Source organism: Rhizobium sp. 25PS6 (assembly GCF_032464655.1).
GTDB classification, from domain to species: Bacteria; Pseudomonadota; Alphaproteobacteria; order Rhizobiales; family Rhizobiaceae; genus Rhizobium; species Rhizobium laguerreae.
The window spans coordinates 373,929-386,198 of the sequence record NZ_JAWDIV010000004.1 but is presented as its reverse complement, the minus strand read 5'-3'; the positions used below and the strand labels follow the sequence as shown (position 1 = coordinate 386,198).

Genomic DNA, 12,270 nt, shown 5'->3' with positions numbered 1-12,270 from the left:
CGAGGGGATGGCCGTCCTTACTCTCGCCGAACGCACGGACTTGATGTGCTGCAATAGAAGCCGCTTGAGCTGCATCACCCCAGGCTCACACTCTTGAACGCGGCGATGATGCTTTGGGCAGCGAGCTGCGCCTCATCTGACGTCGTCTGGAAATTGGTGACGGAGAGGCGCAGCACGTCGCGGCCGCGCCATTTGGCGCCGCCGGCGAAGATGATGCCGTCCGCCTGAATCTTTTCGATCGTCTTTCGCGTCAGTGCGTCGCCTTCTTCGTTCGGCAGGTCGGCTCCGAAGCGGATGACGAGCTGGTTCAGCGCCACCTCGTTCAGAATGGCGATGCCCGGTTGTTGCGACAGGAGATCGGCCACCAACCGCGCTGAGGCGCAGCACTGGTCGATCAGGGCGGCGATGCCGTCGCGGCCGAGATGTTTCAGCATCGCCCAGGTGGCAAAGCCGCGCGCCCGTCTCGAAAGCTCGGGCACGTAGAGTGAGGGATCGCGTTCGCCTTCGCCTGCGAGCGGCAGGTAGCTCGCGGCGATCGTCATGGCGCGGCGATGGGCGAGCTCGTCGCGGACGATCGCATAGCCGCAATCATAGGGCGTCTGCAGCCACTTGTGGCCGTCGGTCGCCCAGCTGTCGGCCGCTTCGATGCCGCGGCTGAGGTGGCTGGTCTTCGCTGATGCCTGCGCCCAGAGGCCAAAGGCGCCATCGATATGCACCCAGGCGCCTTTCGCCTTCAACAGCGGGATGATGGTGGCGAAATCGTCGAAGGCGCCTGTATTGATCTGCCCCGCCTGGAGAACGGCGATGACCGGTCCACAGAAAGTATCGAGCGTGCCCGCCAGCGCGGCCGGGTCTATCCGTCCCATCGCGTCGGCGGGCAGGCGCAGCACGCGATCATGCCCGAGGCCGAGGAACTGAAGCGCTGAGAAGACGGTCGTGTGGGCATCGTCGCCGATCAGCACCGTAATCTCAGGCGCCCCGAACAGGCCCTTTGCGTCGGCATCCCAGCCCACCTGGCGCAGCACCTCGCCGCGGGCGGCGGCGAGGCAGGTGAAGTTCGCCACCGTCGCGCCGGTGACGAAGCCGACCGAGCTTTCGGCCGGCAGCTTCAGGAGATCGAGAAGCCATCTCGCCGCGACGGTCTCGACGGCGGCCGCGGCCGGGGCGGCGGCATGGTTTCCGGCATTCTGGCCCCAGGCGCTGGTGAGGAAATCGGCCGCGACGCCGACCGGATGGGAGCCGCCGATGACCCAGCCGAAAAAGCGCGGCCCAGTGGTCGCATGCAGCCCGGGTTCGGCGCCGTCCGAGAGACGCCTGATGACATCAATCATATCGGAACCGGCAGCCGGCAGCGGCTCTTCGAAACAGGCAAGCGAGGCTGCGTAGTCGTGGGTGGGCATATGGCGGGCGGGCGCTGCCTGCCGGAACGCGGCCGCAAGGCGGGCGGCTTCCTGAAACAGAGATGCAATTGCCGTCATGCGGATCCCCCTGCCGCCACCGATCCTGGAGGGCCTCACCCTCGAAAGCAGGCTGCTGGCACACGCAATCTAGCCCATATCGCCGAGGCTGTCTTCGCCTGGCAGAACTCGGATCTGGGTTCCGGGGCCTTCCTTGGGCTTGCCGAGACCTCAAGACAAATTGAGCATCGGGGGAGGCGCTTCCTAAATATTTACAATAACTACCTTATCCCGTTCTGTGCATTTTTGAAACTTCGCGGCTCTTGTTGAAAATGATTGCCTTCGTTGCAAGTATCGTTCAATGATGCGGAAATATCATTTGCACCATTGTCAAGTTGGTGCTGCCAATCAGCGAGGGATATGCACTGAAATATTTCCTTCTCTACGCGCTGACATGCACGTTGGTCGGGATAGCTCTTCTCTTCATCATCCGTGAAGTTGTACCGTTCGCGATCGACAAGCCAACCGATCAATCGGTGGCCGGCTCAACAGATGAGCCGGTTGCCGGGCCAACCGGTGAGCCGTTGAGCGCGGCAACCGGCAAGCCGGTGCCGGGGGCAACCGGCAAGCCGGTGCCGGGGCGAACAACCGATCAATCCGCCGTCCAGCCAGCCGATCCCCTGATCGTCCGATCCACCGGCCAGCCGGTCGACGGGCCAACTGGCGAACCGGCAGCAAGGCCGACTGATCAATCGGTGGTCGGTCCGAGCGGTGAACCGGTCGTCCGGAAGGGTGGCCGGCTGGGGAGCCCGGCGCAGTGACCGGCGCCTGAGACGACGGATTTCCGTTCGACTTCGTCACTTTGAGCATATGCTGGACTACGAAGCTTCCTGACACCGGTTGCATCGGCTGAGGCCATCTGTATTGACAGTACCTCTCATCTCGCAGGAGGTCCCGATGGATGGAAGTGGCACGACGATCAGGCATGTCAGGGCAGACGAAGTGGAGGCCTTCCGGCGCATCCGTCTGGAAGCGCTTCGCACCGAACCGTCCCTCTTTGCAAGCCGCTACGAGGATTGGCAGGCTCTTTCTCTCGAGGAGTGGCGCAATCGCCTGAATGAGCCAGTTTTTATCGCCTTTCAGGGTGACGAACCCGTCGGCATAACTGGCCTAGTTCGGCAGCGGTCGAGCAAGATGGCCCATCGCGCGACGATCATCATGGTTTACGTGAGAAGGAGCCTGCGCGGAACGGGCCTTGCCGGCAAGCTGCTCGGCGCGGTGGCCGATCACGCGCGCGATATCGGCATCCTGCAACTGGAACTCTTCGTCAGCGCAGAAAACCCGGCGGCAATACGCTTCTATCAGCGGGAAGGCTTCTCCGAGATCGGTAGGATTCCCGGCGGGGTTCTGGAGGAGGGCAGGGAGATCGACGACGTCATGATGGCTCGCCGTCTGGTCGGTTAGGTCTCACGCGGATGTTTCAGCGCATGTCGGCTTGCCCAATCTATTGACCTCAAGTGGGGTTGGGGTTGCAGCATGCCGGCATGGGTTGGAGATTTGGCCGTGACGAAAATTCTGAAAGACGAGGATCTGGTCGGCAGCGCGCTGATGATGATCGCGATCGATGCTCTCGAGACCGCTTTTCTCGCGAGAGCCGACAATCGGTTGATCTCTCCGCCCCGGCACCATGTCTCGTTTCCCGATCGCGGCGATCTCGTCTTCACCGTCGGCGGCATCCTCGGCGAGAAACCGCTCGCGGGCTTTCGGGTCTATGAAACATTCGACGGGGCGGAGCATTCGCAGATCGTCGCGGTGTGGTCGGCCGACGACGCGAAGCTCAAGGGCATTATTCTCGGAGAGCGTCTCGGTAACCTCAGAACCGGTGCGATCGGAGGGCTCGCTATCCGGCATCTCAGCGCGCCTGACGCCAAGATCGTCGGGATCCTCGGCAGCGGAGCGCAAGCGCGAACCCAGCTTGCCGCGGCCGCCGCCGTTCGAAAACTGGACCGCGCCCGCGTCTATAGCCGCGACGAGGAAAATCGCGCCGCCTTTGCAACTGAGATGCAGCACGCCTTGGGTATTGAAGTGGAGCCTGCCGGCAGCGCTTCTGAAGCCGTCGATGATGCCGACGTCGTCATCTGCGCGACGACGAGCCGAACGCCCGTCATTCATGCCAAGGATTTAAAGGCCGGCGTGCACGTCAACACCGTCGGCCCGAAAACGCATGAGGGATACGAACTCGGCCTGGATATCGCCAATGTCGCAGCCGTGATCGCGACGGACTCTCCCGAACAGGCGCGCGCCTATGCTTCGCCCTTTTTCCTGGCCGGCTCCGGCAATGAGCACCGCATGACCGACCTTGGCGATATCGTGGCCGGGAAGGCGGCGGGGCGAGGATCGCCGGGGGATACGACCCTGTTTTGCTCCGTCGGATTGGCTGGAACCGAGGTCGTCGTCGCCTCGGCAATCCTCGATTTGCCGTGAGCCTGTTTCCCTTTATTCACGCCAGACCCAGCACATCCCCCATGGCGTATTCGCCGGGTGCGCGCCCTGCGATCCAGCGGGCGGCGGCAAGCGCGCCGCGGGCGAACATGCCGCGATCGAGAGCCGAATGCGAGAGCGTCACGACTTCTTCGGCGGCGGCAAACAGGACGCTGTGTTCTCCAACGAGTCCCCCGGCTCGCAACACGGCGAAGCCGATTTCGCCGGGCGGGCGCTCGCCGGTGATGCCGTCACGCCCGCGCCGCTCGACGGATGCGAGGGAAACGCCGCGGCCCTCGGCGGCGGCTTCGCCGAGCATCAGCGCCGTGCCGGACGGCGCGTCGATCTTCCTGTTGTGATGGGCTTCGAGGATTTCAATATCCCAGCCATTCGCGGGAAGGGCGCGCGCGGCCTGGGCGACGAGGCCAACCAGCATGTTGACGCCGATGGAGAAATTGCCAGAGCGCAGGATCGGAATCGCGCGGGCGGCCTTTGCGATCCGTTCGAGCTCATCCGGCTCGAAACCCGTCGCCCCGATCACCAGGGCCGGTCCGCCGGCGGAAGCGCATAAGGCGGCAAGTTCGGCGGCGGCACGTCCCGTCGTGAAATCCAGGATCACGTCGGCCGCCTTAATCGCGGCCGAACGATCGATCAGCCCGGCGCCGGCCGAGCCCTCGCGGCCGATGCCGCCGACGAACGCAAAATCCGGATCGGCCGCCAGCAGCGGCAGGATGGCACGACCCATGCGGCCGCTCGCGCCGGCGACGGCTATTTTGATTGGTGAGGTCACGGACTTTCCTTGGCTCGCGATATTTCCAACGGGCGGCTGTTTGCATCGGCATTACGCCGGCGAATGGGATCTGCCACTACCGCACTTGCGCTCCCGGGGCAAAGCAGCGGTCTCCTCTGGTCGTCTGGTGCCTACCAGTTGCCGGGGTCGGCGGTGTGGTCGATGCTGGCGAATTCGTCGGCCTTTTGCCGATCCAGCTTCACCTCCGTGCCAGCCTTCGTCTCGTCGACGACCGAGTAGCGGTCGGGGATCGGTCCCCTTGATAGTTCCTGATACAGGAGCAAGGCGGCCTCCTCGGCGGTGGCGGCCTCGATCTCCCGAGTGATTGATACGGTGAACTTGTGCATGGCTTCGGCCCTCTCGATCGGTGCGCCGGCGTGTGCGTGGCTTGCGCAGTCTGACACGAGTTTTGTGTCGATGACACTAAAACTGCTCGCTTAGAATTTGATTCATTTGATGGCTTCAGGTCTTTGTTTTTATGAATGTAGTGGTGCCAAGCCGCCGTACCGTTTTGGGCGAACTCAGCCGAGGAGATAGGTCATGCGCCTGAATCAAGTAACCGTTACGATGCCTGACCTCGATGCGGGCTGGAACTTCTACTGCGTTCTCGGTCTCACGCCGGTCGTCGACGCCCGTCCTCGCTATGCGCGCTTCGTATGCCCGGACGGGGACAGCACCTTCTCCCTGCATCAGGGCGAAGGCGGCGGTGGCGGCACCACGGTGTATTTCGAGTGCGAGAAGCTGGACGAGACGGTCGGCAGTCTCAGCGAGGCTGGTGTTCGTTTCGTCACCGGACCGGAGGACAAGAACTGGCTCTGGCGCGAGGCCGAGCTGTTCGACCCCGGCGGCAATCGCATCGTCCTTTATTTCGCCGGACCGAACCGCACCGATCCGCCGTGGCGAGTGGATAAGGCGGAACGCCCGAAGCAGGGCGTCTCGGCGCCTGCCGGTTCCTGCCATTCCCCGAATTGACGAATCGCCGTCGCCTCGGCATCTTTACTTCGGCGTGGCCTAACGCCGAACCTCCCAGGACCTTCTCCAGCAGGGTCTTCAACCGGAGGCAAAGGGACTTTCGTCTCGGGTCGTGATCCTTGGTCCTGATGTTTCGGGCCTGTTGCTGGGGAACGATGTCCGGAACGTGAGAGGCCCTGATATGACTGAGAATGGAAATTTCAAGCGACGGGTGCGTGCACGCGCTGCCAAGACGGGTGAATCCTACACCGCCGCCCGCAGGCATGTTCTTCCCAGGTCGGCGAACGATGCACAGCCTGAGGCAAGACGTTTGCGTCTCGCCGTGGCCCAAACCACCCATGCAGACGATCCCCGCGATGCCGACAAGCTTCGCCAGAGCGGACAGGAGATGCGCCTGCTGATGCGGCGGGCGCGAGAGGCAGGGGCGCGGCTCATCCACTTTCCCGAAGGAACGACATCATCGCCGAACAAGCGCATCATGTCGGAAATCGGGCCGAGAGAGATCGGGCCGTCCGATTGGCGGCGGTTCGAATGGGACGTGTTGCGTGAGGAGCTGGATGCAACGCGCAAGCTGGCGCGCGAGCTCGGCCTCTGGACGGTCATCGGCTCGGTGCATCCGCTGACGCCGCCGCATCGGCCGCACAACAGCCTTTATGTCGTCTCCGATCGCGGCGAACTGGTGACGCGCTACGACGAGCGGCTGCTGTCGAACACCAAGATCTCCTTCATGTACACGCCGGGTTCGATCCCCGTGACCTTCGAGGTCGATGGCATCCGTTTCGGCTGTGCGCTCGGCATGGAGTGCAACTTTCCTCAAATTTTCACCGAATACGAGCGGCTCGATGTCCACTGTGTGCTGTTTTCGTCCACGGGGGGGACGTCGGCCAATGATACCTCCTTCGCCGCCGAGGTGCAGGGGTATGCGGCGAGCAACAAGTATTGGGTGAGTTTCTCCATACTCGCACATCCCGGTTTAGCCGATCGCGTGTCTTCCGGGATCGTCGCGCCCGGTGGTCGGTGGGCAGCGCAATGCCCTGCGGATGGAACGGCCGCGATATCGCTCACCGATATCGACGACAATCACGGCGATATTGCCCGGCCGTGGCGGCGCAAAGCGCTGAGCGGCCTCTACGAGCCGCACCGCGTGGCCGGCGATCCGCGCAGTGACGGGCGGGATATGTTTTAGAGCCGGGTCGCGTCGGCGGCATTCCGGCAAAAGTGAATGCAAGGGATGCTGAACGCACTTGCGGAACCCTACCCACGGTTCCGCAATTTCTTCATACCCGCTTGTCCCGAAGTACCATTTAGCAGCGCCGCGCAATCTTCCCGTGTGAAATCGCTCGGACTGGGCTGGAGAAAAACGGTTTGCCTCTTATTTCAGTGGGCAATGCGAAACGAGAGCGAAAGGACCGCGCAATGGCAAAGAACACGATCTGCGTATGGTACGACAAAGACGCTGAGGCTGCTGCCCGCTTCTATGCCGCGACTTTTCCCGACAGCGCCGTGGGTGCCGTCATTCGGGCACCGGGAGATTACCCTGACGGCAAGCAGGGAGACGTTCTGGTTGTTGAATTCACCGTTGCGGGTATTCCTTGCATCGGCCTGAACGGCGGCCCTGCTTTCAAACACAACGAAGCCTTCTCCTTTCAGATCGCAACCGACGATCAGGAAGAAACCGATCGCTATTGGAACGCCATCGTCGGCAATGGCGGCCAGGAAAGCGAGTGCGGCTGGTGCAAGGACAAGTGGGGTGTGTCCTGGCAGATTACGCCGCGCGTCCTCTCCGAAGCGCTCTCGGCAGGCGGTGGCCAGGCAAAGCGTGCTTTTGACGCGATGATGACCATGAGGAAGATCGACATTGCGACGATCGAGGCGGCGCGGCGCGGCTGAGGCAGCTTCGAGCAGAACGATCTTTTACCAGGCTCGCATCTGGCGCGATCCGGCCGCGTGCCGATCTACGCAGTCGGCTCAGAACCAGAGATCGCGCACGCAGCGCCCCTTGGATGGAAGGTCTTCAAACGTGTCCAGGCCGTCGAAATGATCGATAGGCAGATGCTGAACGAGATCCGGCGGCGCAAGCCGCATGTTGACGGCCATGCGCCTGCGGCCATCCTTTCGAATCCGAAGGCCGCGCCAGCTCAAGACACAGGCGCAGGATGGGCAGAACAAGATTTCGAGAGACGGCTCGTCCCTGTCGGCGCGGGCGTAGGAGGCGGTCTCACCGGTGAGAGCGATGCGCTCTCCTTCGTAGTCATAGGCCCACAGCGTGCCGTAGCGTCGGCAGAGGGTGCAGTTGCAGGCGGTGATCGAGCCTGGATCACCTTCGAGTGTCCAGCTTGTCTTGCCGCAATGACATGAGCCCGTCAGCATGAGCGTCGGTTCGATCCTGCTTGCTATTCAAGGACGGCATCCTGCCTCAGTCGCGCGATGACCGCAATTGGGCGATCCGGCTCCGCTTGCTTCTCTGGCTTCCTAACCGGCGTTCGCGATACGTCAGGCTTCGTCAGGCTTTCTGAAATTTATAATTGAGATTGCAGCATGAAGATGATTTTCTGCGACCTTGCGTAGCTGAGTCCACGCCTCCTCCCGATTTAATCCGAGTGGCCCATGTCGATTTCAGATGCGATCTATCGTCCTTTCGAAAGCCTGATCCGGCCGCTCGATATCCCCTACCGGCCGCTGCCGTCGAAGGGGCCGGTGGCGGTACTCCTGCATTTCATCTCGATGTTTCGCGGCGTGCTGATTGTGGTGACGCTTTGCACCATGGCGAACGAGGCCATGAATCTAAGCATTGTCTGGGGGCTGTCGGTCATCGTCGACGGTGTTACGCAACAGGGTGCATCCGCTTTCCTGGCGAGTGAATGGCCGCTGCTGACCTTCCTCGGCTTGCTGCTCTTTCCGGCCATGCCGATCGCCTCGTTCCTCGTCAACACGCTGACCTCGCATACGCTCGGCATCGGCATGCCGGCCGCCATCCAGTGGCAGGGTCACAAGGCGGTGGAGCGGCAGGATCTCGGCTTCTTCCATGATCTCTATGCCGGCCAGGTCACCTCGCGCCTGCAGCAGGTGGCCTCTGCTGTCCAACAGCAGCTCATTTCCGCCTTCCAGTCCATTCCGCGCTTCCTGATGCAGATGGTGGGCTCCGTGATCCTGCTCAGCGCCTTGTCCTGGCAGCTCGCCGTGCCGACCGTCATCTGGATCACGCTCAACGTCCTGCTCGCCGTCAGGCTGGCACCGATCTTTACCGAGCGCGCTCGCCGCTCCGCCAAGCGGCGCAGCCTGATCGCCGGCGCCATCACCGATCTCTACACCAACATGCAGATGGTCAAGCAGTTCGCCGCCGAAGACAGCGAGGCGGGCACTATCCGCGGTATTATCGGCAAGTCGATCGAGACCCAGCAAAGCGAACAACGCATTTATCGCACAGCCGAGCTGACTGTTGTCGTCCTCAACGTGCTGCACTGGCTGTCCATTCTGTCGATCGGCTTTACCGGCCTCGTCGAGGGGGGCGTGACGATCGGCGAATTTACCGGCGCCGTCTATGTCCTCCAACGGCTGTCTGGCCACACCTTCACCTTCCTGCAAATGGGCCGGCAGATCTTCCAGGCGATCGGCACGATCAGGGATGCCATGCCGGTCATGACGACGCCGCCCGCGATCACCGACCGGCCGGATGCGGCAGACCTCAAGGTCGAGAGCGGCGAGATCCGTTTCGAAAACGTCCGCTTCGCCTACAAGTCAGGCAAGCCCGTCATCGATGATCTGTCGCTGACGGTCCGATCCGGCGAAAAGGTCGGCCTCGTCGGCCTCTCAGGCGCCGGCAAGACCACGCTCGCCAACCTGCTCCTGCGCTTCTACGACATCAGGGACGGCGCGATCTTCGTCGACGGGCAGGATATCCGCGCCGTCACCCAGGCAAGCCTTCGCCGTGCCATCGGGGTCATCGCGCAGGACGTCGCGCTGCTGCATCGTTCGGTCGGCGACAATATCCGTTACGGCCGGCCGGAGGCGACGAGGGACGAGATCGAAGCGGTGGCGAAGATGGCAAGCGCCGATGTCTTCATCGCCGATCTTTCCGACGGTGAAGGCCGCAGGGGTTATGACGCCTTCGTCGGCGACCGCGGCATCAAACTGTCAGGCGGCCAGCGCCAGCGCGTGGCCATCGCCCGCGTTCTCCTGAAGGATGCGCCGATCCTGGTGCTCGACGAGGCGACCTCCGCCCTCGACAGCGAATCCGAAGCCGCCATCCAGAAAAGGCTCAACCTAGTCATGGAGGGAAAGACGGTGATCGCCATCGCCCACCGGCTGTCGACCATCGCCAGGATGGACCGGATCGTCGTGCTCGACCACGGGCGCATCGTGGAGGAGGGCAGGCCGGACGAACTGGTCGAGCAAGACGGCCTATTTGCCCGCTTGTGGAAACGCCAGACCGGCGGCTTCATTCCCGAAGAGATCGACGAACTCTTGCCGGGCTCGCCGGCGGCCTGAGCGGCCGGTCCTCACGTAAACCGGGATAACATCAGCGGACTAGAAGCATGCGACGGGGACCTTCTCCATCGCCGCACCCCTTGACGATGGCGGCGACCGTCCTGCCTATTGCCGGCAAGGGAACCGGGGGCAGGGTGGTCATGATCAATCCGTCGAGCAGGTCGGGCAGGCGCGACCCCGATGTCACCATCCGTCGCATTCTGAAGGTCAACCATGCGGGCGAATTCGGCGCTATCAGGATCTATGGCGCCCAGATCCTGGTGGCCCGGCGACTGTTCCCCGACATCGTGCCGGCGCTTGAAGAGATGCGTCGGGACGAGATCGACCATTGCCGCCTGTTTCGCGAGGCGATGCCTGCAAGGAGCGCCAAGCCCTGTCGTGTCACGTCATTCTGGAGTCTTGGCGGTTCAGTCCTAGGCTTTCTGACGGCGCTAGGCGGGCGCAACTTGATCTGGATTTGCACTGAAGCGGTCGAAAGCACGGTCCATCGCCATCTCGAAGACCAGTTGGCTTTCCTTGCAAAGCGCGATCCCGAGCTTCATGCCCTCATCGCGTCGATCCAGGAACAGGAACTGGCGCATCTCAGGATGGCCGAAAGCAGCCAGAAAGGGGCCTCAGCCACGCCCTGCTCCTGCCCGTCGTCGGCGCCCTGACCGACCTGATGATCTGGCTCTCGACCTGGGGAGACTCGAGCTGGATGCGCGCCGAAATGGCGCGCGCGGGGAGGGGCTAGTCTCGCTGCGCAAACGGTGACTTGCTGCTGTCGGGCCTTTGGCCAAATGCGAGTGCACTACTCGACAAGCCCGAAGATGGGGCCGTAGCCGCCGTGCCAGGATCGGTCGTTGCGGCCCATTGCCGGATTGTAAAGTCCGACACCGCGTCCGCCATCAAGAAACAAGGCATCCGGGCATTTCAGATGGTCGCGGAAGAGCCGTGCGAAATCGTGGAAATTCACGCCGTCTTCGCTGATCGCGAAACGAACCGCGGCATGCTCGCAGACGCCGACACCGTTGCGGCGGGTTCGGTCTGTCGAGCCGACGATGAAGATCGGGTTCAGCTTGTTAGCAATGACAAGCATCGGGCCGGATTGCGTGGCGAACCGCACCTTGGGCCGACGCTTCAGAAATTCATCGGTCGGGAGTATCCCGGCACCTGCCTCACCCAGAAAGAACACGCCGTTCGGCTTCTTATAAAAATTCGGCACCTGACCGGCGGAGCTTTCGGCCTTGGTCGTATTGGCGGGCTGCAATTCCCTGGCGTTTTCGACATAAAGTCCCATCGGCGAAAAATTGGCCCGGTACATCCCGGCGTTGACGGCGAATGTCAGCGTTCGCCCCTCGGCGCGAACGGCTTCGGCAAGGCTTGAAAAAGTGCGATACGGTGCGTCATCGGCGTTCTTCCAGAACAATCGCAGGTCGGCTTTGCCCGGTTCCAGCGTGCAGACGACGTATTTTGCCTCTTCGAAGCTTTCCTGCTCACATTGTTCGGCATGCGCCTGATGCAGGAATGTCATCGTTGCTGCCAGCATGATGGCGGCGGCGAGCACGCTGTGTTTGAGATAGGTCATTGGTGCAGGACTCTCTTCATATCGATAATGAAGCGTTTAATTGTGAGATTGCAATAGTTTGATGCGGGGCTTCCGGCTCGTTGCGACGCTCGACGATGCTGTATTATAAGGCTGACAAGACAACACGAGGCAGAAGCGATGGTTGGGAAGTTTCTAAAGCGCGGTGCAATCATTGACACGAGGAAGAGCGAAGAGAGAACGAACGCTCTGCAAAAGCGAACTGGGCAAACCAGGTATCACGTTGACGCGGTGTCTTGCGGTTGCCCCGATGACAATTGTGGAGCATTTCATATCATCAGAACAGAGCGGCCACTTCCATCTGTTGAAAAAGCTGAACAAATTCTCCGATCACATCGACGGAACAAGAAACGGCCTGAAGATCGATAGGATATGCGATTGGAGACGCCCACCGACCATTGCGATCAATGACTACTCCAGCGATGCATGCCGGAGTCGCCGGCTCCGGTATCGCTGGTTCACAGCGTGATTGGTATCCGCTGATTTACCGCGAAAACCGCAACTCATCGTTCTTGTATGTTCGTATCGGCGCGATATGAGTTCCGCAGATCCTGTGG

12 protein-coding genes and 1 pseudogene are annotated in these 12,270 nt (G+C 61.9%); 8 read left to right on the top strand and 5 right to left on the bottom strand.

Annotated elements, in window-relative coordinates:
* Positions 1-74: 74 nt before the first annotated feature.
* Positions 75-1,478 (bottom strand): pyridoxal phosphate-dependent decarboxylase family protein, encoded by a 1,404-nt coding sequence (locus tag RWK44_RS08575; protein WP_168284871.1) that lies wholly within the window; start codon positions 1,476-1,478, stop codon positions 75-77.
* Positions 1,479-1,792: 314 nt separating this feature from the next.
* Between RWK44_RS08575 and RWK44_RS08570 the strand changes: the two genes are divergently transcribed.
* From RWK44_RS08570 to RWK44_RS08560, 3 genes are all read left to right on the top strand, one after another.
* Positions 1,793-2,218 carry a hypothetical protein gene (locus RWK44_RS08570; RefSeq protein ID WP_168284870.1) on the top strand — a complete coding sequence of 142 codons (426 nt, stop codon included), beginning with the start codon at positions 1,793-1,795 and terminating at the stop codon, positions 2,216-2,218.
* A 136-nt stretch (positions 2,219-2,354) separates the two neighbouring features.
* A complete protein-coding gene (locus RWK44_RS08565) occupies positions 2,355-2,861 on the top strand; it encodes a GNAT family N-acetyltransferase (RefSeq protein ID WP_168284869.1) in 507 nt (168 codons plus the stop codon).
* 99 nt (positions 2,862-2,960) lie between these two features.
* Positions 2,961-3,881 (top strand): ornithine cyclodeaminase family protein, encoded by a 921-nt coding sequence (locus RWK44_RS08560; protein ID WP_316028665.1) that lies wholly within the window; start codon positions 2,961-2,963, stop codon positions 3,879-3,881.
* A 16-nt stretch (positions 3,882-3,897) separates the two neighbouring features.
* Here the strand turns inward: RWK44_RS08560 and dapB are convergent, their stop codons facing one another.
* The gene (dapB, locus tag RWK44_RS08555; protein ID WP_168284867.1) at positions 3,898-4,668 is read right to left on the bottom strand and encodes a 4-hydroxy-tetrahydrodipicolinate reductase; all 771 of its coding nucleotides are present in this window, start codon (positions 4,666-4,668) and stop codon (positions 3,898-3,900) included.
* Between the two features lie 131 nt (positions 4,669-4,799).
* Positions 4,800-5,015, bottom strand: a complete 216-nt coding sequence (locus RWK44_RS08550; protein ID WP_077978559.1) for a hypothetical protein — start codon at positions 5,013-5,015, stop codon at positions 4,800-4,802.
* A gap of 193 nt (positions 5,016-5,208) precedes the next feature.
* On the opposite strand from RWK44_RS08550, the gene RWK44_RS08545 reads away from it, so the two are divergent.
* The 3 genes from RWK44_RS08545 (at position 5,209) to RWK44_RS08535 (ending at position 7,530) form a co-directional block, all read left to right on the top strand.
* A complete protein-coding gene (locus RWK44_RS08545; RefSeq protein WP_316028664.1) occupies positions 5,209-5,640 on the top strand; it encodes a VOC family protein in 432 nt (143 codons plus the stop codon).
* Positions 5,641-5,821: 181 nt separating this feature from the next.
* Positions 5,822-6,826, top strand: coding sequence for a carbon-nitrogen hydrolase family protein (locus RWK44_RS08540; protein WP_316028663.1), 1,005 nt, complete (start codon positions 5,822-5,824; stop codon positions 6,824-6,826).
* A 230-nt stretch (positions 6,827-7,056) separates the two neighbouring features.
* Positions 7,057-7,530 carry a VOC family protein gene (locus RWK44_RS08535; protein ID WP_130787251.1) on the top strand — a complete coding sequence of 158 codons (474 nt, stop codon included), beginning with the start codon at positions 7,057-7,059 and terminating at the stop codon, positions 7,528-7,530.
* Positions 7,531-7,608: 78 nt separating this feature from the next.
* On the opposite strand, the gene RWK44_RS08530 is transcribed toward RWK44_RS08535, so the two are convergent.
* Positions 7,609-8,010 (bottom strand): GFA family protein, encoded by a 402-nt coding sequence (locus RWK44_RS08530; protein WP_316028662.1) that lies wholly within the window; start codon positions 8,008-8,010, stop codon positions 7,609-7,611.
* A 237-nt stretch (positions 8,011-8,247) separates the two neighbouring features.
* Here RWK44_RS08530 and RWK44_RS08525 point away from each other — a divergent pair, with 237 nt between their 5' ends.
* Entirely contained in the window at positions 8,248-10,128 is a 1,881-nt protein-coding gene (locus RWK44_RS08525) for an ABC transporter ATP-binding protein (RefSeq protein ID WP_221944035.1), read from the top strand.
* A gap of 140 nt (positions 10,129-10,268) precedes the next feature.
* A pseudogene (locus tag RWK44_RS08520) lies at positions 10,269-10,861 on the top strand (demethoxyubiquinone hydroxylase family protein).
* Between the two features lie 57 nt (positions 10,862-10,918).
* Here the strand turns inward: RWK44_RS08520 and RWK44_RS08515 are convergent.
* The gene (locus RWK44_RS08515) at positions 10,919-11,695 is read right to left on the bottom strand and encodes a phosphodiester glycosidase family protein (protein WP_316028661.1); all 777 of its coding nucleotides are present in this window, start codon (positions 11,693-11,695) and stop codon (positions 10,919-10,921) included.
* Positions 11,696-12,270 lie beyond the last annotated feature (575 nt).

Excerpts from the sequence above, each read along its gene's own strand:
- RWK44_RS08515 (WP_316028661.1), bottom strand. The coding sequence starts at position 11,695 with ATGACCTATCTCAAACACAGCGTGCTCGCCGCCGCCATCATGCTGGCA.
- RWK44_RS08565 (WP_168284869.1), top strand. The coding sequence starts at position 2,355 with ATGGATGGAAGTGGCACGACGATCAGGCATGTCAGGGCAGACGAAGTG.
- RWK44_RS08575 (WP_168284871.1), bottom strand. The coding sequence starts at position 1,478 with ATGACGGCAATTGCATCTCTGTTTCAGGAAGCCGCCCGCCTTGCGGCC.
- RWK44_RS08535 (WP_130787251.1), top strand. The coding sequence starts at position 7,057 with ATGGCAAAGAACACGATCTGCGTATGGTACGACAAAGACGCTGAGGCT.
- RWK44_RS08545 (WP_316028664.1), top strand. The coding sequence starts at position 5,209 with ATGCGCCTGAATCAAGTAACCGTTACGATGCCTGACCTCGATGCGGGC.
- RWK44_RS08550 (WP_077978559.1), bottom strand. The coding sequence starts at position 5,015 with ATGCACAAGTTCACCGTATCAATCACTCGGGAGATCGAGGCCGCCACC.
- RWK44_RS08525 (WP_221944035.1), top strand. The coding sequence starts at position 8,248 with ATGTCGATTTCAGATGCGATCTATCGTCCTTTCGAAAGCCTGATCCGG.
- RWK44_RS08530 (WP_316028662.1), bottom strand. The coding sequence starts at position 8,010 with ATGCTGACGGGCTCATGTCATTGCGGCAAGACAAGCTGGACACTCGAA.
- RWK44_RS08540 (WP_316028663.1), top strand. The coding sequence starts at position 5,822 with ATGACTGAGAATGGAAATTTCAAGCGACGGGTGCGTGCACGCGCTGCC.